General features: G+C 44.0%; 19 protein-coding genes. 11 read left to right on the forward strand and 8 right to left on the reverse strand.

Annotation, left to right across the window (positions count from 1 at the left end; translation table 11 throughout):
• Nucleotides 1-43: 43 nt before the first annotated feature.
• From CRO17_RS01520 to CRO17_RS01540, 5 genes are read right to left on the reverse strand one after another with little or no spacing between them, the layout of a single operon-like run.
• Complete coding sequence (locus CRO17_RS01520) at nt 44-844, reverse strand: CYTH domain-containing protein (protein WP_097038607.1); 801 nt, start codon at nt 842-844, stop codon at nt 44-46.
• Nucleotides 841-1,947: an MBL fold metallo-hydrolase gene (locus CRO17_RS01525; protein WP_097038609.1), complete on the reverse strand. Its 1,107-nt coding sequence runs from the start codon at nt 1,945-1,947 to the stop codon at nt 841-843. The genes CRO17_RS01520 and CRO17_RS01525 overlap by 4 nt, the downstream gene beginning before the upstream one ends.
• Nucleotides 1,944-3,596: an ABC transporter permease gene (locus CRO17_RS01530; RefSeq protein ID WP_097038611.1), complete on the reverse strand. Its 1,653-nt coding sequence runs from the start codon at nt 3,594-3,596 to the stop codon at nt 1,944-1,946. The genes CRO17_RS01525 and CRO17_RS01530 overlap by 4 nt, the downstream gene beginning before the upstream one ends.
• 17 nt (nt 3,597-3,613) lie before the next feature.
• Entirely contained in the window at nt 3,614-4,624 is a 1,011-nt protein-coding gene (locus CRO17_RS01535) for an ABC transporter substrate-binding protein (RefSeq protein WP_097038614.1), read from the reverse strand.
• 3 nt (nt 4,625-4,627) lie between these two features.
• A complete protein-coding gene (locus tag CRO17_RS01540; RefSeq protein WP_097038615.1) occupies nt 4,628-5,593 on the reverse strand; it encodes an ABC transporter ATP-binding protein in 966 nt (321 codons plus the stop codon).
• Between the two features lie 136 nt (nt 5,594-5,729).
• Between CRO17_RS01540 and CRO17_RS01545 the strand changes: the two genes are divergently transcribed.
• A complete protein-coding gene (locus tag CRO17_RS01545) occupies nt 5,730-6,620 on the forward strand; it encodes a LysR family transcriptional regulator (protein ID WP_097038617.1) in 891 nt (296 codons plus the stop codon).
• 39 nt (nt 6,621-6,659) lie between these two features.
• Here CRO17_RS01545 and CRO17_RS01550 read toward each other — a convergent pair whose 3' ends face one another.
• Complete coding sequence (locus tag CRO17_RS01550) at nt 6,660-7,553, reverse strand: fructose bisphosphate aldolase (protein ID WP_097038618.1); 894 nt, start codon at nt 7,551-7,553, stop codon at nt 6,660-6,662.
• Between the two features lie 250 nt (nt 7,554-7,803).
• Here CRO17_RS01550 and CRO17_RS01555 point away from each other — a divergent pair, with 250 nt between their 5' ends.
• The 9 genes from CRO17_RS01555 (at nt 7,804) to CRO17_RS01595 (ending at nt 19,113) form a co-directional block, all read left to right on the forward strand.
• The gene (locus CRO17_RS01555; RefSeq protein ID WP_097038619.1) at nt 7,804-9,513 is read left to right on the forward strand and encodes a sensor histidine kinase; all 1,710 of its coding nucleotides are present in this window, start codon (nt 7,804-7,806) and stop codon (nt 9,511-9,513) included.
• Nucleotides 9,514-9,525: 12 nt separating this feature from the next.
• Nucleotides 9,526-10,692 carry a response regulator gene (locus CRO17_RS01560; RefSeq protein ID WP_097038620.1) on the forward strand — a complete coding sequence of 389 codons (1,167 nt, stop codon included), beginning with the start codon at nt 9,526-9,528 and terminating at the stop codon, nt 10,690-10,692.
• Nucleotides 10,692-11,951 (forward strand): ABC transporter substrate-binding protein, encoded by a 1,260-nt coding sequence (locus tag CRO17_RS01565; protein WP_097038621.1) that lies wholly within the window; start codon nt 10,692-10,694, stop codon nt 11,949-11,951. Before CRO17_RS01560 ends, CRO17_RS01565 begins: the two co-directional genes overlap by 1 nt.
• Nucleotides 11,952-12,125: 174 nt before the next feature.
• The gene (locus CRO17_RS01570) at nt 12,126-13,601 is read left to right on the forward strand and encodes a glycoside hydrolase family 68 protein (RefSeq protein ID WP_097038622.1); all 1,476 of its coding nucleotides are present in this window, start codon (nt 12,126-12,128) and stop codon (nt 13,599-13,601) included.
• A gap of 89 nt (nt 13,602-13,690) precedes the next feature.
• Entirely contained in the window at nt 13,691-15,235 is a 1,545-nt protein-coding gene (locus tag CRO17_RS01575) for a glycoside hydrolase family 32 protein (protein WP_425444401.1), read from the forward strand.
• Nucleotides 15,236-15,417: 182 nt separating this feature from the next.
• Nucleotides 15,418-16,644, forward strand: coding sequence for an NRAMP family divalent metal transporter (locus CRO17_RS01580; protein ID WP_097038623.1), 1,227 nt, complete (start codon nt 15,418-15,420; stop codon nt 16,642-16,644).
• 21 nt (nt 16,645-16,665) lie between these two features.
• Nucleotides 16,666-17,388 carry a 5-oxoprolinase subunit PxpB gene (pxpB, locus tag CRO17_RS01585; protein WP_097038624.1) on the forward strand — a complete coding sequence of 241 codons (723 nt, stop codon included), beginning with the start codon at nt 16,666-16,668 and terminating at the stop codon, nt 17,386-17,388.
• An 11-nt stretch (nt 17,389-17,399) separates the two neighbouring features.
• Nucleotides 17,400-18,173 carry a LamB/YcsF family protein gene (locus tag CRO17_RS01590; RefSeq protein ID WP_097038625.1) on the forward strand — a complete coding sequence of 258 codons (774 nt, stop codon included), beginning with the start codon at nt 17,400-17,402 and terminating at the stop codon, nt 18,171-18,173.
• A complete protein-coding gene (locus tag CRO17_RS01595) occupies nt 18,166-19,113 on the forward strand; it encodes a 5-oxoprolinase subunit C family protein (protein ID WP_097038626.1) in 948 nt (315 codons plus the stop codon). The genes CRO17_RS01590 and CRO17_RS01595 overlap by 8 nt, the downstream gene beginning before the upstream one ends.
• Nucleotides 19,114-19,238: 125 nt before the next feature.
• Here CRO17_RS01595 and ahpF read toward each other — a convergent pair whose 3' ends face one another.
• Both ahpF and ahpC read right to left on the reverse strand, forming a co-directional pair.
• A complete protein-coding gene (ahpF, locus tag CRO17_RS01600; protein WP_097038628.1) occupies nt 19,239-20,768 on the reverse strand; it encodes an alkyl hydroperoxide reductase subunit F in 1,530 nt (509 codons plus the stop codon).
• 16 nt (nt 20,769-20,784) lie between these two features.
• Nucleotides 20,785-21,348, reverse strand: coding sequence for an alkyl hydroperoxide reductase subunit C (gene ahpC, locus CRO17_RS01605; protein WP_097038629.1), 564 nt, complete (start codon nt 21,346-21,348; stop codon nt 20,785-20,787).
• Nucleotides 21,349-22,151: 803 nt separating this feature from the next.
• Between ahpC and CRO17_RS01610 the strand changes: the two genes are divergently transcribed.
• Nucleotides 22,152-23,783: an alkaline phosphatase gene (locus tag CRO17_RS01610; protein WP_097038631.1), complete on the forward strand. Its 1,632-nt coding sequence runs from the start codon at nt 22,152-22,154 to the stop codon at nt 23,781-23,783.
• Nucleotide 23,784 lies beyond the last annotated feature (1 nt).

Raw genomic sequence — 23,784 nt, forward strand, 5'->3', positions numbered from 1 at the left:
AATGCCAGAGTGCTTAGAAGCCTCTGGCATTTTTGTTATTTACTTATCGATCCATCACGAAACTTGTTTTCGATTGCTGGTTTTCGCTTAACCAGCCATTTTCCGCTAGAGCTTCTGCCCATTCCGCTTGAATGTCTTCTGCTTCCGCTTTATTATCTGTCTTGGCAGAAATCTCAGCAATCGTTTCCCCTTTGTAATTCCAAATCTCCAGATCAGCATCTAAATTCTCATACTCGCCTGCGTATTTAGAGACCGCAGCAGGTCCATAAGGGATAGCTTCTTCGAGTGTATCGTAATACCAGTCTTGGTCATCCCAATTGCGATATTTCTTAGGTGCTTCTACCTGCAATAAATCAAGTGCATATGCAGTATCTATGCCTTTGTCGTAGCTCAAGCGCTCGTCTTGTTCAAATTTCTCCTTCCGGCTAATGGAAAAAGAGTCCTTCCCTGGCTTTTTATCTACCTCAAACTTGTAATTGGACATGTCACCATGAAAATCGTGTGCGTGAGCTTCTGCAATCGCTTCTTCTATTGTTTGATCTGGAAACGTCTTTTTGTAAGTGATGTTCGTTTTCTTGTCCCCGTCATAGACTCGCAAGCGATGGATGTAATGAAGCTTGCGGAAGATTTGGTCGGGTGTATCAAAGTAATAAACTTTCAAATCTTCATCGTGGCTGGCTTGAAAGGCATTCACAATATCATCCTGTGTTGCAAATTGACTTACATCAAGCATGAATTTCACTTCGTATCCGGGGTCGATTTCATGCTCTTCAGCGAGCGGAGATATAGGAAGTACAGTTACAAGCAGCAGGGCAAGTAGAACAACAATCGAATACTTTCTCATTTATAAACGCCTCCATTTAAGGTGAGTTCTTTTGGCATATATGCTATCAGCTTTGAGAAGTCCTGTGGTTTGCTGTGGAAAAAGACGAGTCGTTCGGCTTGTATGCTTTGCAGCAGCTTTTCCACATCTTTTTGGTCTGGGTGCGCTTTGTAAAAGAGTTCTGGGTGGGCGGCGGAATCAACTGGTATAAACTTTGTGCCGCATATTTTATTCGCTGTAAAGTAAATACCTGCTTCGCTAGCATGGTCAGTTGTTAAAATAGTGACGCGCTCATCACGCAACAGGTTTTCTAGCCGCTCTTTCATACCAATATTCAAGTTAGCGGCGTAAGATAAACAGTCAGCTAGATGGTTCCGAACTGCCTGATCCAGGAAGAGCCGGCGACCTGGGAGCTGTTTGTAAATGGTTAGAATCAGATCGCATGCTTTACCAGATAAAGAGACTGGAATTTGGTAGCTTACTTCTGAATCGTTCAGTGCTTTTAATAATGTTTGTTCGCTTGTTGTGCGTGAGGTCACTTGTCCGCCGTGCCCGGAGTCAATAATAGCTAGTTGAAAAGCAGACTGAGCAGGTGGTTCTGTCTGAAAAGTAATAGAATCAAGCACCATATCACCAGAATAAAAAAGCGATTCTTCTCCGATTCGGAAGATGTACCAAACACTTCCCAACATATGGCCGCTGTGTCCCCATTCAAAGGATAGGTGTTCTGATAAAACGATACTTTGCCCTTTTGATTCAGGTGAAAAAGGGGTGAAGCGCAGTTTGTCGGCTGCGGTGATTTGATAAGGTGCACTATTTTTTTGTTTCCAGTGTTGTTGAATAGGGTCTAGCTGGGCGAAGCTTGCTTGGCTTAACCAAACCGCGCCTTCATAACCCATATCCGCCAGAAGAGGCAAAGCACCAATATGGTCATTGTGCACATGCGACAGGAAGACGGCATCCAATGATTGAGCAATCTCCGGTGTAAGGGGGGGATACACCTCGGGCTGGCCATTCTGGACACCGCAATCGAGCATAATGCGTGTGTCTGTTTCTTCGTGTTCAATGAGGAAGCAATTCCTCCCGTATTCCTGGAATCCTCCCAGGATGTGCAAGTTAATCATGAATGTGTCAGTGCCTTTCTTTGTATCCAATTCATTATGGTAATAAATAAAATTGTAACGAATACCGTAATGACGGCCATGGACATTCCTGCTCCAGCGTCGCCTTGTTCAAACTGACTATAGATGAACGTAGCGCTTGTGGAGACAGAAGGTGGGAGAATTAATAAGGATCCAACGAGCTCTCGCATAGAGATGATAAATGTCATAATCCAGCCTGCTAGAATTCCTTGTGCTAGTAATGGCAGCCAAATACGTATGAAGATGGTCAGTTTGCTCGTACCATATACAGCATTGGAAGCGTGAATGGATTGATGAAGCTGACTTATTGACCCTTTTGTATACTGCACAGCATATGGCAGAAACAGCACGATGTAGGTTACAATCGGCATCCATTTTGTGTTATAGATGGTTGCCGGAAGCCAGCGGGCATTCCAGAATATGATGAGCCCAACAACGAATACAATGCCAGGGATAATGTTCGGCATCATGCTGGTAAGATCCATCAATTTCTGTGGTTTATTAGATGCGTCTTTGATAGAAAGAGCGGTGAAGAGCCCGATGACAGCTGCAGCCGTTGCTGCAACAAGTGCAAATCCAAAACTGTTCATTAAAGCATAAAATCCCTCAGAATGCAGACTGAATAATTCTATATAATGAGAGAACGTGATATTATCCCACTGCAAACCATCACCCCGCACTTTTAATAAAGATGTGGCGACAATGGAAAAGTAAGGGACACCGATGGAAAGCAGCAAAATGACAGTTACATAGAACCAAGAAATGATCCGTACAGCTTGGCTGTCCTTTTTCGGTGCTGGGATACTTGATCGCCCGGAATGGATTCCATAGGCGTATCGCCGGCTTATGATGTTTTGCAAATACCAGATCACCATGCAAACACTAAGCAAAATTAACGATAGGGAAGTAGCGGCTGAAATATTCACCGGCCAGCGAGACAAGTATTGATGTATTTCGGTTGTAAACACATAAAATCCGATTTGCTTTCCAAAAGTGGCTGGTGTTCCGAATTCTGCCAATGTTTTAATGAAAATCAGCAGGGAAGCCATCGCATAAGTAGACAGCAGCAGCGGCAAGACAATGCGGATCCAATTCATAAATGGGCTGCGGCCATAGATATCAGCTGCATCTTGAAAAGAGCCGTTAATCCGTATAAGCGTGTTCCGCAGCATCAAATATAAAAATGGATACAAATGCATACTCATGATGAATACCATTCCTGCCAAACTGAAGAAGGAAGCAGGTGCAGGGACAGTGAAGATGCTTTCGTAGTAGCCGTTATGCTGCATAAACTGCATCCATCCCATGGAGCCGATATAAGGCGGTGTCATGAAAGGAATGGTAAAGACAATATCGAGCCAGTTTTTATTTGCGAATTGCGTTTTCGTTCGGATGATGGCAAGCGGCAAAGCAATAATCGTTGTGCCGAGAATGACGAGTAGTCCGAGAACGAAAGAATGCTCCATCGTGGAGAGGATACGTTCATTGTGTAGTGCTTCTGAAAAAGCGGTAAAAGATAAGGTGCCTTCTTCGGTAAATGTGTAACCGAGCACCGCCAGAAGTGGTGCTGCAGCTAATAATCCCAGCAAGGCAAACAGCATCCAAAAGGGGATATGTTTGCTAATAAACATCTGTCATTCCTCCAAACTTACTGCACTAACTCTGTAAATTCTTTTAGTGTATCCTCTTGTTTCTTATCTGCTCCGTTCCAAGTCACTGGAATAGTAGGGATATCGCTCAGCTTCGCACGATTTTCCAGTGGTATATCTGCGTTACTAGGAAGCAGATAAGCATCAGCAACGAGTTCCTGTGCTTCATCAGATGTTAGGAAATCAATGAATTCTTCGGCGCCTTCTTTGTTTTGGGCATCCTTCAGAATGGCGGCAGCACGAGGGCTTACAACTGTTCCGCTTTCTGGGTAATAGATATCGATTGGTTCACCTTTGTCTTTTGCTTTATAAGCCATATAGTCAACAGCAGACACAACAACATCCTTACTGCCAGTGATTACAGATTCCAAAGCTGCTTTATTTGCGCCGGCAACAAGCAAGTCATTATCCTTCCAGCTCTCGATTGTATCCCAGCCATCTTCTTCTGTAGTCGTCAGCCCATACAAGAAATCGACTGCTGAACCAGAAGCAGTGGGGTCTGGCATGGTGACGCGGTTTTTCCACTCTTTATCACCAAATTCCTTCCAATCAGCATCCAGTTCGGATACATTGTCGGTGTTATAAGCGACGCCTAACACTGATGCGCTGTAAGCGGAATAATAATGTTCTGGATCGCTCCAATCTTTATTCATGCTTGCGTCATTCTCCGATTCATAGGGCTGCAGCTGATCATCTGCTTTCAGTCCTTCCATTGATGGAACGGAGGCGAGGACGACAACGTCTGCGACTGGGTTATTTGCTTCGGCTTCCAATCTGGAAAGTACTTTTCCGGTGGTGCCTTGAAACATCTCCACTTTTATACCTGTCTCTTCCTCAAATTTGGCTGTGACTTCATCAGCTAATCCTTTAGGTCCTGCAGTATAGACGGTAATTGTATCGTTCGATCCTTCTGAGGAGCTTGCTTGACCGTTAGAGTCGGAGCTGCATGCACTCAAGAATAGGGCGGAAGTGACAAGGCCGGCGATTACGATACTAACAGTTTTTTTCATCGTTTATACCTCCTGTTTATAAAGGGAATGTGTCGTATTTTCTTGCACGTACAGTTTTACAATGGAATGGGCTTTGTGTGGGCGTGAGTCGTAAAATTTCCAGAGCTGCCCTTTTACTTCAGCGTGGATGACGTATCTGTCCCCTTCAAAGAGACTTTTACGCACAATGCCAGTAACGGCTGGTCCAGCTGACTTTGACTGCAGGTGTATGTACTCCGGACGAATCAAGACATCGTTGTCTGTCCAATTGGCTCGGCCGATTAAATTGGCAACGTAAGCATCGGTTGGTTCATGGTAAATCTGTTCTGGCGGGCCGCTTTGAATGACCTTGCCAGCTTCCATGATGATCATACAATCTGACATTGCCATTGCTTCTGTCTGATCATGGGTAACAAATATAGCTTGTGCGTTGATTGTTTGGACAATTGATAGAATCTCCTCCCGCATTTGCTCCCGAAGAATGGAATCTAAAGCGCTAAGAGCTTCGTCAAATAAAATAAGACGTGGATCCACGGCAATGGCTCTTGCTAACGCAACCCGCTGCTGCTGTCCGCCGGAAAGCTCGCCAGGCTTCCGTTTCGCTTTATCTTCAAGCTGTACTTTCTGCAACGCATCCATGACGATATGACGGCGTTCTGCTTTAGACTTTTCTCCGCGAAGACCGAATGCAATATTGTCGAAGACACTCATATGCGGCCAAAGACCAAAATCTTGAAACACCATACCGATTCCGCGTTTACTAGGCTTCACATTCGTTTTCTCTTTCGATGAGAACATAACTTGATCATCGAACAGAAGTTCCCCAGCAGAGGGTTCGGTTAGGCCGGCTAACATCTTTAGCAACGTTGTCTTTCCGCATCCTGACTGACCTAATATCGTGACAAACTGATCGGTAATGGTCAGATTTGTCTGGCCCACTGCTTGTACAGCTCCAAAGCGTTTTTCGATTCCATTTAGTGTAATGCGCATCATATCCTCTCCTTGTTTTCTAGTATAGAAAGTAAATGTATGGAAAATATTAACGTGCTGTTAACGTTGAATTAAAAAAAGTATGCGAAAATTAACTATATATAAGAAGTTATCTAATATCCTTTAGGGTGATAAAGTGAATATCCAAAAACTATCAATCTTTATAACACTGGTAGAAACACGAAAGATGACAGAGGCAGCTGCTAGATTACAATTGACGGTTCCTACGGTATCGTTCCATATACGTTCCTTGGAGAAGGAATTTAATATGCGGCTTTTCCGAACCAATGCAGGGGGCTACCGCCTGACTCCTGGTGGTGAGGTACTTTATCATTATGCGAAGCAGCTTATTCAAACAAACCAGGCAATGGAGAGATCCATGAAGGCTATTAGAGAAGGAATGGCGGGTTCTATTCGTTTAGGGGCAAGCGGCGTTCCAGCTCAGCTTTATATGCCCGATTTAATTCATCGGCTAACCGAACATTATCCGCGTGTGAAGGTATCTTTAGATGTCAAAACCGCTCCTGAGATAGAAGCTAGGCTGTTAACCCAGGAGCTTGACTTCGGTTTGGTAATGGAAACAGAGCATAAACATGAAGCATTACTATACGAAGAAGTAACAAGAGATAAACTTGTTCTAGCGTTCAGCAAAGAGCATCATTTAACAGCGAAAGCAGCGTGGAAGATTCAAGACTTGCATCAAGAGACATTGCTGGTACACAATCTATCAAGTTCAACTGGGCACTTTTCCCGAACATGGCTGCTAGAGAAGGACATGGAGATGGAAAAGATAGAACTAGACTCTGTCTCGACGATTACGAAGATGCTCTCATTTGGAAAGTCTGTTGCCCTTATTTCAAAGCGTCTGATTGAGAAGGAAGTTAATCTTACTTATAAAGAACTCCATGATTCGAGCTTGGAGCGGAGAATATTCTTTGTTTATCATCGTGATTTGTGGATTAGTGAGCCATTTCGTCATTTTCAAAGGTTGGTGGAGGAGATGGCAGAGGCATTGGAGGTGACATAATAAAGGCGAGCTTCCATTGAGGAAGTTCGCCTTTTTCTCTTACTTCTTATTCACTGATGCATCATAAATCGTATCAACAGCATCTTTCAGTGCGGCATCAAATTCTTCCTTAGACTGGCTTGCGTTCAAGTCAGCAGAAAGCGCTCTGGAGAAGCTGGCGATCAGGCCTTCATTCTCTCTCAGTTTTTCATTTGCTTCTTCACGGGAGTAGCCGCCGGATAAGACGACAACGCGTACGACGCGAGGGTGTTCTGTGAGTTCCTTATACAGATTTGCTTGTGTTGGAATTGAGAGCTTCAGCATGACATTTTCTTCCTCAGAAAGGTCGTTCAGGTGGCGGAAGATCTCATCACGAAGGATTTCTTCACATTTCGGTTTTTCTTCGCTGTGAATATTCACTTCGGGCTCAATGATTGGTACAAGACCTGCCGCGATGATGCTTTTTCCAATTTCAAATTGCTGGTCAACCACTGCTTTAATACCGCTGACATTCGGCTCCTTAATAACGGAACGCATTTTTGTACCGAAGATATTGCGTTCGGTTGCGCGCCCGAGTGTTTCATTCAGATCTTCAATTGGTTTCATAAGCTGGACGCCATCTTTTTCCTCGTCTAGTCCTTTATCTACTTTAAGAAATGGGACGATACCTTTTTCTTCCCATAGATAATCTGCGGTATATTTCCCCTCAATATCGCGATCCATTGTTTGTTCGAAAAGAATCGCGCCTAAAATCTGATCAGATGTAAAGGCGGGGGAAGTGATGATGCGTGTACGCATATCGTGTACAAGCTTGAACATGTCGTCTTCATTCTGGTAGGAATCCTCTGGTACACCGTATTCCGCCAGTGCTTTCGGTGTGCTGCCGCCGCTTTGATCCAGTGCGGCGATGAAGCCTTTACCGTTTTTAATAAGATCGAGTTGCTTGTTATTCATGTGGTGCCACTCCTTTAATCTTTTTATTATCAAATATGTTCCACGTTCACTTTTCCCTTTTATCCATGTTTTTAACATCAAATCTTGATAGAGATTCTGTTTAAGGATTTCTGTTAACCTCTGCGTCGGCTGTTCTTCCTGTCGTGAAAATATGGTTTTTTGTTGGAACTAAAGTTGGATTGACTGCGATTATGGCATGGTATAGGGTTAGTTTGACCAAGTGAAGGACGGAACGGAAGGAAGAGGCACAATGAGTATTCGTAATCGCTTATTCATCATGCTGCTCGTGATGATCATTTTGCCATATTTTCTTTCAGTTATTTTTATTTATGAAAATAGCAAATCAGCAATTGAAGAACGGGACTTGGCAAAAAGTCGAGAAGAGTTGCGGGAAAGTGGGAAAAATCTGGAACATTATATCGAAGGGATGGTCCAGCTTCCGTACAGTCTGTTTAATATGCCTGAGGTGCAGAGAGTACTGGAAAATGGATTGCTTACAGAAAGTACAAATCATATGCAGGCTTTCGAAAATAGAGTCGAGACGTATGCTGCTACGCGGCCGGATATTCGGCAGCTGCGGTTTTACTTTGAGAAGGATCAACAGTCTTTAACTGTTTATAAAGCAAATGTCAGTGCACCTAAGCCGGCACCGGATTATATGGAGAACCCAACATTCCGTTCTCTGTATAGTGCACAAAATGCTTACACGCTTGGCGTGCCGCATGTGCTCAAAAATGAGGATAATGTAGCAATAGTACCAGCATCGGAGGACACGATGGTATTGCCGATGAACCATAAAATAACAGATGTTCTTAGCGGAGATTTTTTAGGCTTTCTTTCAACCGACGTAGAATTGTCATCGCTTGCTCCGCTTCTGGATGCTATTACGAAAGAGGCAGGAACACAAGTTCTTTTAGTCAATGACAGCGGAAGGATTATGTACAGTGAGGAGAAGAAACTGCTAGGCAAAAGATTGCAAGAGGAGCAGCTGAAATCCGTTGAAAAAAACCTTGTTTTAAAGGAAGAATTAGGAGAACCCTTAACGGGCTGGAGGCTAATTAAGATAACGTCAAAGGATGTATTATTCCGTGATGCAAGAGATGCAGCTTGGACGAGCGTGCTGCTCGGATTCGGCGTTGTGGCATTGGGAATTGTGTTGGTGATTGTTGTTTCGCGTGTATTTACAAAACCTATCATCCAATTGAGTGAGAAAGTGCGTTCTATCGAAGGCGGACAAATGCATGTAGAGCTCAGAACCGATCGGCAGGATGAAATTGGCCATTTGGCAGCGCATATGCAGGATATGTTAAATCGGGTGGATTCTCATATCGAGCGTGAATATAAGCTGGAGCTGGAAGTAAGAGAAAGTCAGCTGCGTATGCTCAAATCACAAGTCAATCCGCATTTCCTTTTTAATGCGATTCAATCCATTGGCGCTGTCGCGCTTCGCTCGGGTGATCGTGATGTATACAAACTGCTCGTTTCATTGTCAAAAATGATGCGCTATGCACTCCAAGCCGATCAACTTGTACCTGTGCGGGAGGAGCTGGCTTATATAAATTCTTATGTCATGCTGCAGCGAGAGCGTTTCGGATCTGGCATGCACGTTGCAGTCGAGGTAGAAGAGAAAATCCAGGACTGCCGTATACCGAGTATGCTGCTGCAGCCGCTTGTGGAAAATTATTTTAAGCATAGTTTTGAGCATGCCCAGCAAGCTGGCAGATTTGTCTTGAAGGGATCGGAGTCTAACGGAGAAATGGTTTTCCAGGCAAGAAGTTATGGTGTGCCAGTTAACATAGAACGGCTGCAGTTGCTCCGAAAGCAAGAAGCGGGCGGGACAGGCTTACGTAATATAGCCGAACGACTGCGCCTGCACTACGATGGAGAGGCAGCATTTCATTTGGATAATTTGAATGGAGAAGGATTTGAGGTAACGATACACATTCCACATAGAGATTAGGAGGTTGACAGCATGAAGGCGCTGCTTGTGGATGATGAAAGAAATGGGCGTGATGTGCTGCGGATGCTCGGAGACTGGGAGGAGAACGGCATAACCAAGCTCTTAGAGGCGAGCAATGGAGAAGAGGCGCTGCAATTGATTGCAGCAGAGCAGCCAGAGATTGTTTTTACAGATATCAAAATGCCTCGCATGGATGGCATTCAATTAATGGAACGGCTATATGCAGCTGGGGATAGAGCAAAATGTATTCTGGTGACAGGGTATGATGATTATCAATTTATGAGAAAAGCGATTCAATTCAACAGCTTCGATTATCTTTTGAAACCAATAGAACCGGATAGCTTTGCAAAAGTACTGGAGAAAGTGTCGCAAGTCGTGCAATCTGATAGGAATACGCACACAGAGGAAGCGGTCATGCTGGAAGATGCCAAGCGACTGCGGCTTGAGCAGCTAGTGACGGCACTTTGTAAAAATGAAACGAATGATTTGTCTCTTTTAAAGGAGGCGCTGCCGCAAGTGGAGCAACTTGACCTGACATTACTTTCTTTTTATCACATGCATCAGCCTGCAGCATGCATGGATAGATTAGGTGATGAACTCCAGCGGACAGCATGTGGAGATGTATTCCGTGTGCAATCTGATGAACACCTGTATATCGTGCTGTCAGCGGCAGGGCATTGGCTGGAGATTGAAAATTGGCTGCGACAGCATCTTCCTATACCAGTCCGGCTGGTACAGCAGCAGCTGCCGGAACTGGATGGTATAGCAAGTGCATTCTGCCGGCTTAGGAGTGAGCTGGCTGCTCATCATTATCGTACAATCAGGCGACTTGACGAGCTCGAATCGGAGCAGAGAGGTCAAGATATTGTCGCTTATGTGAAGGATTACTATATGGAGGACGTAAGCTTGGAGCGTCTTTCCAAGCTTTTTTTCCTGACAAAAGAGCATATCTCACGTAAATTCAAACAAGAAACCGGGATGACGCTTTCCAAGTTTGTAACTAACTGCCGGATGAAGCAGGCGAGGGAGTGGCTGGAGCAATCTGATAAAACCTCATACGACATTGCACGATTGCTTGGCTATCAAGATGAAAAGTATTTCTCTAAGCTTTTTAAGAAAGAAGCAGGCCTTACGCCTTCTGCTTATCGGTCGAAAAAGAAGAACCAGGAGGCAACGTAATGGCCAAGCAATTCATTCTGTTTCTTCTCTTACTGGGCTTGTCAGCCAGCTGTCACCCCATGCAAAAGACCGTTAAAAACGATACGGAGAAAATTATTACGATCACAGTCCGAAACCCAAAAGTTGAAATAGCAGGTCAATTTGAAAACATGGCATCGTTATACGAGAAGTCGCACCCGCTAGTTCGTATTCAAACAGAGACAGTTGGCGGAATTTCAGATGACTTCTCTGACTTAAAGACACAAATGGCAATAGGCCAAGGACCGGACATCTTTACAAATGTCGGTTATGCTGCCACAGGTGAGTGGCTGGATTATTTGGTGGACTTGAGTGAAGAATCGTGGGTAGGGGATGCGCGGCCAGATACACTTGCTCCTGTTACGGTGGAAGGAAAGGTATATGGTATGCCGATGAATATTGAGGGTTTTGGAGTTATTTATAATAAAGAGCTGTTCAGAAAAGCTGGTGTTGATCAGCCTCCAAAAACGTTTAAAGAACTGGAGGCAGCTGCACAGAAGCTAAATCAGTACGGAGTAACGCCATTTGCTAATGGCTATTATGAAGAATGGAAGCTGGGTCACCATCTGACGAGTTTAGCATTTGCTGAACAATCCAATCCAGAGGCTTTTATAGAAAGTCTATCTGACAATCGGACAAGCTTTACGGATAGTGACAGTTTTCGTAATTTGTTACGGTTTGTTGATTTGACACTCACTTACGGTAACCCGCATGCGGCAACTGCGGATTATTACACAGAAATGGATGCATTTCGAAGCGGGGAAGCGGCAATGGTTGTTCAAGGGAATTGGGTCGAGCCGCTGCTTGAGAATCAAGTGCCAAAGCTGGAAGTGGGAATGTTCCCGATACCGCTTGATAACGATGGAGATGCGCAGCTTGTCACAGGTGTGCCGAGTTATTGGGTCGTAAATAAGCAATCTGGAGAAGCAGAGATACGGGAAGCAAAGCGTTTCCTGCGCTGGATGGCTGAATCTGCAGAGGGTCGAAGATTTCAAACAGAGCGGCTGCATTTTATACCGGCATTCCAAACTATTGATCCGCCTAAAACAGGACTAAGCGGGAGTGTATGGAAACAATATAAACAGCAAGAACGACAAAGTTTTAACTGGTCTTCTTATTCTCCGCCACTTAAAGAAGCATTTGGACAAGTTTTCAAGCGGTATGTAAACGAAGAAAAATCCAAACGTGATACGTTACAGGACTTAGATCATGCTTGGAGGCAGCACGTTTCTTCAAAGTAGTGTAGAAGTCCCCCGGAGGTGAGGGACTATTATAATAAATATCAATTTTAGACGAAAAGGAGATCAAAACAAGCCATCCCCGTTTTTTCGCTTCTGTCCTATACTGAGCTTATAACGGACTTGCCAAGGCATGTCTTATATAGGATTAGCATTTATTAATAGGAGGAATACGGGATGAAATTTCAGAAACGAGCGTTAAAAGCTAGTGTTGTTTCATTAAGTGCAGCATTGATACTGGGAAGCAGTCTGACAGTTGCTTCAGCAAAAACACATGAAGGCGGGGATGTAAAACCGTTTAAAGAGACGTACGGTGCATCACCAATCACTCGTCAGGACATGGAGCAAATGATTGGGCAGCATGGGGATAAACAGTTTACTGTTCCTAGTTTTGATGCCTCTTCCATTAAAAATATCAAATCAGCTACGAAGATTGATGAAAACGGTAATGAAATTAAAATGGATGTTTGGGATACATGGCCGCTGCAAAATACAGACGGTACAGTAGCAGAGTACAACGGCTATCACCTTGTATTCGGTCTCGCTGGTGACCCGAAAGATGCAAGTGATACATTCATTTACCTCTTCTATAAGAAAGCAGACGATACCTCTGTTGATGCATGGAAAAATGCAGGGCGTGTCTTCGAGGATGAAGATAAGTACAAAGGTGATAAAACGTTAGCTGGTCAGCAAGAAGAATGGTCTGGTTCTGCTACCTTCACTGAAGACGGAGAAGTACGTTTATTCTACACAAACCGTGGCGGATGGAATGATGCAGAAGGTATCTTCGGCAGACAGTCTCTTACAACAGCACAAGTAAATGTATCGGAAAAAAGCCAAGGTACATTGCAGGTTGATGGAGTAGAAGATCATAAAACCATCTACAGCGGCGGCGATAGCGAGACATATGAGAATATGGAGAAAGCCTTTGAAGATCGCAACTTTGCTAACAACCATACACTCCGTGACCCGCATTACATCGAAGATAAAGGGAAGAAATATCTAGTCTTCGAAGCAAATACAGGTACAGAATATGGCTACTCTGGTGAGGAATCTTTATACAACCGTGCGTACTACGGGAATGGCATGAATTACTTCCGTGAAGAATTCAGTCAGCTTCAGAACAGCGGAAAGAAAGACACAGCAGAACTGGCGAATGGTGCAATCGGTATTATTGAAATTAATGACGATTACACGATCAAGAAAGAAATGAAACCACTAATCGTTTCCAATACAGTAACAGATGAAATTGAGCGTCCGAACATCTTCAAGAAAGATGGAAAGTTCTACTTGTTCACGAGCACACGTGGTTCTAAAATGACAATCGATGGAATTGATAATCAGGATATTTATATGCTTGGCTATGTTGCCAACAATCTAACTGGTCCATATAAGCCGATGAACAAGACAGGTATTGTACTTCATCAGGATCTAGATCCAAATGATTTGACTTGGACATACGCGCATTATGTGATTCCGCAGAAAGAATCAGATAAGTTTGTAGTAACAAGCTATATGACAAACCGTGGGTTCTTCCAGGATCACAAATCTACATTTGCTCCTTCATTCTTGCTTGATATCGATGGCAAGCGTTCTTCCGTCGTTGAAGATGGCATCTTAGATCAAGGACAAATCACGTACGAAGAAGAATAAAAATGAACTAGAAAAGGAAATGTCAGGGTAATGGCATTTCCTTTTCATTCATTTTAGTAAAGTGTGGTGTAGATAAATTGAGAAAGATTGTGCACGCAAAGTGGAAGATGCTTGCTATCCTCGTAGTGGTCACTTTGGCCGTAGTTGCAGTGTTGCTAGTATTAAACCAGAAATCACCAGAAAAACATAAACCCGGGAAGGCACAAGCAGTTTCTTATCGTCCTGTTTTCCACTTTAGCTCACCTGATAAGTGGAAAAATGATCCGCAGAAGCCGATTTATTATCAAGGAAAATACCACTATTATTATCTCTACAATAAGGATTACCCCAATGGAAATGGCACAGAATGGCGGCATGCAACTTCAGAGGACTTAACTCATTGGGAGGACCATGGCGTTAGCATTCCTAAATACACGACGGAAAATGGTGATCCTTGGTCAGGTTCAGTTGTGCATGATCAAAACAATACAGCAGGGTTTGGTGAGGATGCGCTTATTGCGATTGTCACGCAGCCGACAGGTTCGACAGGTCAGCAAGAGCAGTATCTGTGGTTCAGCACGGATGGTGGCAATACATTTCAGGTAGGAAGTGAGGACCCTGTACTTGCTAATCCAGGGACACCTGACTTTCGAGATCCAAAAATAATTTGGGATGAAGCGTATAACAAATGGATGATGTTACTGGCAGAAGGCGAAAAAATAGGTTTTTATGAATCAAACGATTTGAAAAGCTGGACCTTTGTTAGTGATTTTAAAACGAAAGGCATTGGTGTACTGGAATGCCCGGATTTATTCGAGCTGCGTGCACCTGATGGCACCGTCAAATATGTGCTTGGGGTAAGTGCAAACGGAGAGAATAATGGAGAACCGAAGACATATGCGTATTGGACTGGTGACTTCAATGGCACAGCTTTCAGTCCGGATGATGAACAGCCTGAATGGCTGGATTATGGCTTTGACTGGTATGGCGGTGTAACTTTTGAAGATGGTTTAGCTGAAGATAAAAAAACAAAACGGTATGCGCTGGCTTGGATGAACAATTGGTCGTACGCGGATGAGACACCTTCCATGGAAACAGATGGATTCAATGGCATGGACTCAGTTGTGAGAGAAATTACCTTGCAGCAAGGGAAGGGTAGTTACTATCTTGCTTCTGCGCCGGTTTCTGCACTAGATCAGCTTGTTCAAAATACGGAAACTGTAAAAGATATCACGTTGCGCGATGCTTCTGAAAGCTTGAATGTAGAGGCTGAAACGTACCGATTAGACGCAGACATCTTCTGGACGGACAGCCCGAATGTTGGCTTACGACTTAGAGAATCATCGGATGGCTCCCGTCACCTGGATGTAGGTATTGCTGCAGATGAAGGTTATTCTTATGTGAATAGGGGGCTTGCAGCTAATCCTAATCAAGATGGGGTATATCAAGAAAGCCGAGCACCTTTTGATACTGAGAAGAAGCAAGTGCACTTAACCGTTCTTATTGACAAAATGAGTGTTGAGATGTTTGTCGATGACGGTAAAGTCGTCCATAGCAACTTGGCATTTCCCTTGGAAGCAGACAAAGGAATTAGTTTGTTTGCAGAAGGTGGAGAGGCAACGTTTACGAACGTAACAGTCAGAAGTATGCAGTAGAGAGGATCTATGACAGATCCTCTCTTTTTATATTGCCAACTTTTAATGTTAGGTTAACTCACATATTGTGTTAATATTGTTTCGTGCGTTATAATTATTATTATTTATTAAATGTGATAATGTAAGGGAAGAAGTACATACTACAAACGATTTGTAAGAATCGTTACATAAGGGGGATTTATATGGCATCAAGAGAGAAAGACTTACAACAGAAGCAGTCTTCTTCTAAAGGGAAATTGGGAGTTTTGTTAGGAGCAGCATTTTTGATGGGTTCATCAGCAGTCGGTCCGGGTTTCCTGACACAGACGGCGGTCTTTACAGAGCAATTATTAGCCAGTTTCGGCTTTGTTATTCTTATGTCAATTATTTTAGATGTTGGCGTACAGATGAATATATGGCGCATTATCGCTGTGTCAAGAATGCGCGGGCAGGATATTGCAAATAAAGTAATGCCTGGCCTTGGTTACTTTTTGGCTTTCGCTGTTGCATTAGGCGGCTTGGCATTTAATATCGGAAATGTCGGCGGTGCTGGTCTTGGTTTAAATGTTATTTTTGGTATGGATGCGCGAATTGGTGCCGTTATTACTGGGGTTATCGCAATTGGTATTTTTCTTTCCAGAGAAGCAGGCGCAGCGATGGACCAGATTGCGCGTATTCTTGGTATTATTATGATTGCGCTCACCATATATGTAGCCTTCCAAAGTGATCCGCCACTCGGACAAGCTGCAGTGCGTACATTTGCACCAACTGAGCTGGATGTATTTGCTATCATTACACTTGTGGGTGGTACAGTCGGCGGTTATATTACATTTGCTGGGGGACACCGTTTATTGGATGCGGGAATATCCGGAAAAGAAAATCTTCGGCACGTGACACGAAGCTCGGTTACTGGAATCTTAATTGCTTCTATTATGCGTATATTCTTGTTCCTTGCCGTATTAGGTGTTGTCGTAACTGGTGTGAAATTGGATGCGAATAACCCAGCTGCTTCTGTTTTCTTGGAAGCTGCCGGAACAATTGGATATAAAATGTTCGGCCTTATCCTTTGGGCTGCCGGTATCACGTCTGTTATTGGGGCGGCTTACACATCTGTATCCTTCCTAAAAACACTATCAAAAAGTATTGAGCGGCACCAGAAGCTGGTGACAATTGGTTTTATCGTTGTTTCAACAATCATCATGGTTTTAGTCGGACAGCCCGCAACATTGCTTGTACTTGCCGGGGCAGTGAATGGTTTAATTTTACCAGTTGCTTTAGGTGTCTTGCTAATTGGAGCTTACAAAAAGTCTGTTGTTGGCGACGACTACAAGCATCCGCTATGGCTGACAATATTCGGTGCGATTGTCTTCCTTGCTACTGCTTACTTGGCGATTGTTACACTAATAGATAAAGTACCGCAATTGTTCTAAATCGAGAAGGAGGTCCACAAAATGACGCTTACTTATCATCCTTTAGGAGATACAGGCATTCAGCTCGTTTTCGGACAGACAATCTCAGAGGAAACGAATCAGCATATCCGGCTGTTTGCTGCGCGCCTTAAGGCAGAGCAAATAGAGGGCATTATGGAATGGGTACCGGCTTATACGACCTTATCCATTTTCTACCGACCTGAGAAAATACGCTACCAAGCGCTCAAAGAGCGATTGGAGCAGCTATATGATAGGATTCAAGGAGGAGTGGCGGATGCTGCTTCTCTTGTTTATGAGATTCCCACCTATTATGGCGGGGAGACAGGTACTGATCTTGCTTTTGTTGCCGAGCATAATGGTCTGTCAGAAGAGGAAGTAATCCGAATTCATTCGGGTCAAGATTATTTGATTTATATGATGGGATTTGTTCCAGGTTTTCCGTATTTAGGCGGTATGCCGGAAGCAATCGCCACACCGCGCCGGGAAAATCCGCGTGCGAAAATAGAGGCAGGTTCTGTTGGAATAGCCGCTTCGCAAACAGGTATTTATTCGCTCGAGTCACCTGGCGGATGGCAGATTATTGGAAAGGCGCCGGTGAAATTGTATGACCCAGAAAGCCAAAAGCCAATTTTGCTGTCTTCTGGACATTATTTACGTTTTGTGTCTGTTTCTAAAAGTGAGTACGATGCGATTGCAGAAGCAGTACGAGCTGGGGAATATAAGATAAACTCTAAGGAAAAGTAAGGAGGAAGGATATGCAGACAATTGACTTGAATAGTGATTTAGGCGAAAGCTTTGGCGCTTATACAATTGGAAACGATGCAGCAGTCTTGAAATACATATCATCCGCCAATATTGCTTGCGGATTTCATGCTGGTGACCCCAATGTCATGGTGGAAACTGTTAAAACAGCAGCGGAGCTGGGGGTGGGAATTGGTGCGCATCCGGGCTTTCCTGATCTGGCAGGCTTTGGTCGTCGTAATATGAATCTCTCGCCTAAGGAGATTTATCATATGGTTGTATACCAGGTTGGCGCTATACAAGGTGCAGCGAAAGCTTGCGGAACGCATGTTCAGCATGTGAAGCCGCATGGTGCACTTTACAATATGGCATCTAAGGATGCGGCGATGGCGGAAGCGATTGCTGAAGCTGTACATGCAGTTGATCCAGAGCTAGTACTGTTCGGTTTGGCAGGCAGTGAGCTTGTTCGTGCGGGAGAGAAAATGGGCTTACGTGTGGCGCAAGAAGTCTTTGCGGATAGAACCTATCAGCCTGACGGCGCACTAACGCCCCGCACCCAATCGAATGCGATGATTCATGATGTGACGGTTGCGGTAAATCGTGTTGTTCGCATGATTCAGGAAGAAAAAGTAACGGCAGTTGATGGGACAGATATTGCCATTCAAGCAGACACGATTTGTGTGCATGGCGATGAACCGGAGGCACTGCGTTTTGTCCAGCAGCTGCGTGAGCGACTGCGGACAGAAAACATTACTATCAAAAATTTCGGAGCGAATCATCATGAGTAGACCGTTGTTTCAAGTGATCAAGCCGGGATTGCTGACAACTTTCCAGGATCTCGGCCGAACGGGCTATCAGGAGTATGGAGTTGTCGTGGCTGGTGCAATGGATGACTATTCACTGCAGATTGCCAACCTGCTTGTCGGCAACCAGCGGAATGAAGCGGCATTAGAAGTAACGATGATGGGGCCTACGCTTAAAGTCATAGAAGATACCGTTATCAGCATTTGTGGCGGGAATCTCTCTCCTCGAGTAAATGGGAAACCGGTACCGATGTGGAAAAGTATTGCTGTGAAAGAAGGCCAGCTGATTGAATTTGGCCAGCCATTAGAAGGCATTCGTTCTTATATAAGTGTGGCAGGCGGCTTTGATTTGCCGGTTGTTATGGGAAGCAAGTCCACCTTCCTCAAAGCAAAATTAGGCGGTCTGAACGGACGTGCACTCGAGAAGGAAGACATGCTGTATGGATCGGAGCAGGTGCACACAATAGCGGGCCGTTCACTTCATTACGATGCCATTCCAGAATATAAGAAGGAGATCACGGTTCGTGTCATCCTTGGTCCGCATCAAAATGCATTTACCAAAGAGGCGCTTGATACCTTCTTATCATCTGCTTATAAGATTACGCCTCAATCAGATCGCATGGGATACCGCCTGAACGGTCCAGAACTAAAGCATAAAACCTCGGCAGACATTATCTCAGAAGCCATTCCGCTCGGAGGTATTCAAGTACCAGCCAATGGCCAGCCGATTATCTTGATGGCTGACCGACAGACAACTGGCGGTTATACACGAATTGCAACAGTAATTGCTGCGGATATGCCAAAGTTAGCACAGGCCACACCGGGAGCTGTAGTTCGATTTGAAGAGATTAGTGTGGATGAGGCGCAAGAGCTTTATCTGAGAAAAGAGAAAATAGTTAGCGTGTTAGAGAAGATAGTACTTTAACGATGAGAGGATGTTTCTGGACATCTTCTTTTTTGTGAGTGCATATTGTTACAACTATTTTTTAAGATGTGTGTCTTTAGAAAATAAAAAAGCGTGCAGCCACATATGTAGCTGCACGCTTTGCTTTAATTACGGATTAAATAATCAAATGCACCAAGTGATGCAGTCGCACCAGATCCCATCGAAACGATGATCTGTTTGTACGCTGAATCGGTACAGTCACCAGCTGCGAATAGGCCAGGAATGTTTGATTGACCGTGTTTGTCAACGATGATTTCACCCATCGGTGTACGTTCTACCACGTCCGCTAGGAACTCTGTGTTTGGTACAAGTCCGATTTGGACGAACACACCTTGCAAGGCAACATGTTTCTCTTCACCTGTGTCGCGCTCGAGGTAAGAGATGCCGTTAACGTTTTCGTCACCAGTGATTTCTGTTGTTTGCGCATTGGTAATGATTGTTACGTTTGGCAGGCTGTAGGCACGCTTTTGCAGTACCTCATCTGCTTTTAGTGTTGCGTTGAACTCAAGAACAGTAACGTGATTTACGATACCTGCTAAGTCAATCGCTGCTTCGATTCCGGAGTTGCCGCCGCCGATAACAGCAACGTCTTTTCCTTCGAATAGCGGACCATCACAGTGTGCGCAGTACGCAACACCTTTGTTTTTGAACTCTTGCTCACCAGGTACGTTGACATTACGCCAGCGTGCACCTGTGGAAATGATTACGCTCTTACTTTTCAGTGTAGCGCCGTTTTCCAGTTCCAGCTCGAATAAATCGTTTTTCGCGATCTTCGTTGCTTTCTGCAGGTTCATTACATCAATATCGTATTCTTTTACGTGCTCTTCCAGGCTTGCAACAAGCTTCGGACCTTCTGTTTCCTTAACGGTAATGAAGTTCTCGATGCTCATTGTATCCAATACCTGACCGCCGAAGCGCTCAGCTACGATACCAGTACGAATTCCTTTACGGGCAGCATAGATCGCTGCACTGGAACCAGCTGGGCCGCCGCCGACAACAAGCACATCATACGGATCTTTGTTATCGAACTCAGACGCATCCGCGCCAGCGCCCATTTTGGCAAGCATCTCGTCCATTGTCATCCGGCCGCTGCCGAAGTTTTCGCCGTTCAAGTAAACGGTAGGGACTGCCATGATGTTTTTGCGTTCTACTTCCTCTTTGAAAGCCGCGCCGTCAATCATTGTATGCGTGATGTTCGGGTTAAGCACGCTCATCACGTTTAATGCTTGTACAACATCTGGGCAGTTATGACACGTAAGGCTGATGTAAGATTCAAAGTGGAATTCCCCTTTGATGTTTTTAATCTGTTTGATCAGATTTTCATCAACCTTTGGAGCACGACCGCTTACTTGCAAGAGAGCAAGAACAAGGGAAGTGAACTCATGACCAAGCGGAATACCAGCGAAAGCAACGCCAGTATCTTCGCCGACACGGTTTACTGTGAAGCTTGGTGTGCGAGTCAGTTCTGCTTTTTCGATTGTGATCTTAGGTGACATGGAAGCAAGTTCTTCTACAAGAGCAAGCATGTCTTTGGACACGTCGTCTGCAGCCGTGCTTACTTTAAGAACGATTTGGTTCTCCATCATCGCCATATATTGGTTTAATTGTGCTTTGATCGTTGCATCAAGTACCATAAGTCAAATGCACTCCTTAGATTTTACCTACAAGGTCCAAGCTAGGTGTTAGGGTTTCGCCGCCTTCTTCCCATTTCGCCGGGCAAACTTCACCTGGATTTTGGCGTACATACTGTGCTGCTTTGATTTTGTTTACTAGTGTGCTTGCGTCACGGCCGATACCGCCAGCATTGATTTCAACAGTTTGAATAACACCGTCTGGGTCGATGATGAATGTACCGCGGTCAGCAAGACCGGATTCTTCATCCAATACATCAAATTGACGAGTGATCGCCTGAGATGGATCACCGATCATTGCGTACGTGATTTTGCCGATTTTCTCAGAGCTGTCGTGCCAGCCCTTATGTACGAAGTGTGTATCAGTTGATACAGAAAATACTTCTACACCTAGTTCTTGAAGTGCGCTGTACTGATTTTGAAGGTCTTCTAGTTCAGTTGGGCAAACAAAGCTGAAATCTGCAGGGTAGAAGCAAACAACGCTCCAGTTACCTTTGAAATTCTGTTCTGTTACTTCGATGAAATCACCGTTTTTGTAAGCTTGTGCTGTGAATGGTTGTACTTCTTTGCCGATAAGTGACATAAATTAAATAGCCTCCTAAAATATATTAATAACTAGAAACTTAGAATTACTTAAACATAATCATTCTAAGTTTATATTTATTAGTAAGGTTAGAATATTCACGGAGCAATGTCAAGCAATTATGTGAAGCTTGTCACATGAAAAATGCGATGTATATGCTATTCTTTGCAGGTTTTAAGAGATAGTTAAATTTATGTGAAAGCCAGAGTCGGCTTGAAGCTGCTGTTTTCGCTATCCTGTGAACCTATTATCAATTGGTACTGATTCTTTGAGAATCTTGGAAAACTGTCTTAATGGAAGAAAATATCTGTAAATAGGTGGCTGGCAGGAGAGATTTCAAGGGAGTAGACGAAGTTCAAATTATAAATCAAAAGCAACTCGAGAAAGAGTCGATTTTCTTGTAGAAGCTGAATTTATAACACAAATGATTCTATTTGGATAAAAATTAACTATATCTGGTAACTTATTGATATCTATATTGATGTAGTCTTAATGATAGAAGGGTTAGGTAATTTGTACTAATGACCAGGAAACCTAAACAAAATTCAACGGCTGACAGATTACTATATAGATTGAGTTACTCCTAAAACATTGCACAATACTTATTACAACAGTATTTTCTGCGATTTGAGAACTCTTTCCTTATCAAAGATTTCTTTCTACAATTAACGATAGCTTTATAACCTCTTAATACCCTATTAACAATTCGCCTTTACAATTACTCTCGTAGACGAACTAATTCTATTAACTTTCTTGGTGTATTAATCTTTGTTTTTCATAAATATTGGATGGAGGAATGCGAAATGAAACTGAGCAAAAAAATACTTGGTGTTACATTAGCGGGAACGCTGGCAGTTGGATCTTTCGGTTTAACTAATTTAGATCGGGAAGAAGCAGAGGCGAAGAAAGGTGCTAAGGTAAAAAATGTTATCGTCCTAGTGAAGGACGGCGTCAGCTCTTCCACGACGACTTTATCCAGATGGTATAAAGGCAGTGACTTGGCATTGGATGAAATGGCTGCGGGAGGCGTGCGTACATATTCAGCTGATTCGGCAATAACGGATTCAGCACCAGCGGGAACAGCAATGGCCACTGGTAACAAATCAAATGATAAGTTTGTCGGCGTCTTGCCGGAAAAGGTAACGTCACCTGGAGTAGATGAGGAACTTGCCGATGATCCATATCGTCCAGTAACGAATGTCCTCGAAGGTGCGAAGACGAAAGGAAAAGCAACAGGTCTAATTTCTACGTCAGAAATTCAGCATGCGACGCCAGCGGCATTTTCTTCCCACGCTGAGCACCGTAAGCAATACGACAATATTGCGGAGCAGCAAGTGTATCAGAATATTGATGTTGTCCTTGGCGGGGGGAAAGAAACACTCGAAAGCGGCAATCGTGAGGATGGCGAGAATTTACTGGAAGTAATTGATAACAAAGGCTATGATTTCGTGGAAACACGGGATGACTTACTCAATTCCAAATCAAAGAAAATTTGGGGCTCTTTCGCACCAGCTGCTCTAGCGTATGACCTGGATAGGGAAGTAACACAGCCGGAGGAACCTACGCTGGCTGAGATGACGAAAAAAGGTATCCAGACATTGTCTAAAGATAAAGATGGATTCTTTCTCTTTGTAGAAGGCAGCAAGCCGGACTGGGCAGCCCATGCAAATGATCCTGTCGGTATGGTTAGTGATACGCTGGCTTTCGATGATGCGGTGAAAGAGGCGCTTGATTTTGCTAAGAAAGATAAACATACCATGGTCATTGCTGTGTCTGATCACGGAAATAGCGGGATTTCTATCGGAAATGAAAATACAGATGGCACCTATCCCTCTACGCCGGTATCTGCATATGTGGACCCTCTGAAACAAGCGAAGATGACATTAGAAGGCGCTTTGTCTCAGCTGAACGAGGATGGCTCGAACAAGTTGGAAGTAGCAGCTCTTTATGGTATTACCAACCCGACGGAACAAGAGAAGACAGCTATCAATAAAGCGGAGGACCTTGGAGGTACATTGGTAGATCTGCTTGCGCAGCGGGCGAACCTTGGCTTTACAACTGGCGGACATACGGGCGAGGATGTTTTCCTTTATTCTTATGGACCTGGAAAGCCAACGGGAATGATTGAGAACACAGACATCGCGCATCGTGCAGCGGACGCAATGGGCTTTAAGCTTGATAAGCTGAGCCGTAATATGTTCATGGAAGCAGAAGAAGCATTTGGAAATTGGGGTGAAGTAAGCATTGATACTTCTAATGAAGCCAATCCAGTGCTTGTTGTAGACAAAGGAAGTAAGAAAGTTGAATTCCCGGTGAATAAAAATATTGCTATTGTGAATGACCGTGAGTACGAACTTGATAGTGTTACAGTTCAGAGCGGCGGCAAGTTTTATGTATCCAAGGAAGCTGTTAAGATAGTTAAAAAAGCAAAATAAA

Source organism: Terribacillus aidingensis, assembly GCF_900215625.1.
In the GTDB taxonomy this organism is placed as follows: Bacteria; Bacillota; Bacilli; order Bacillales; family Amphibacillaceae; genus Terribacillus; species Terribacillus aidingensis.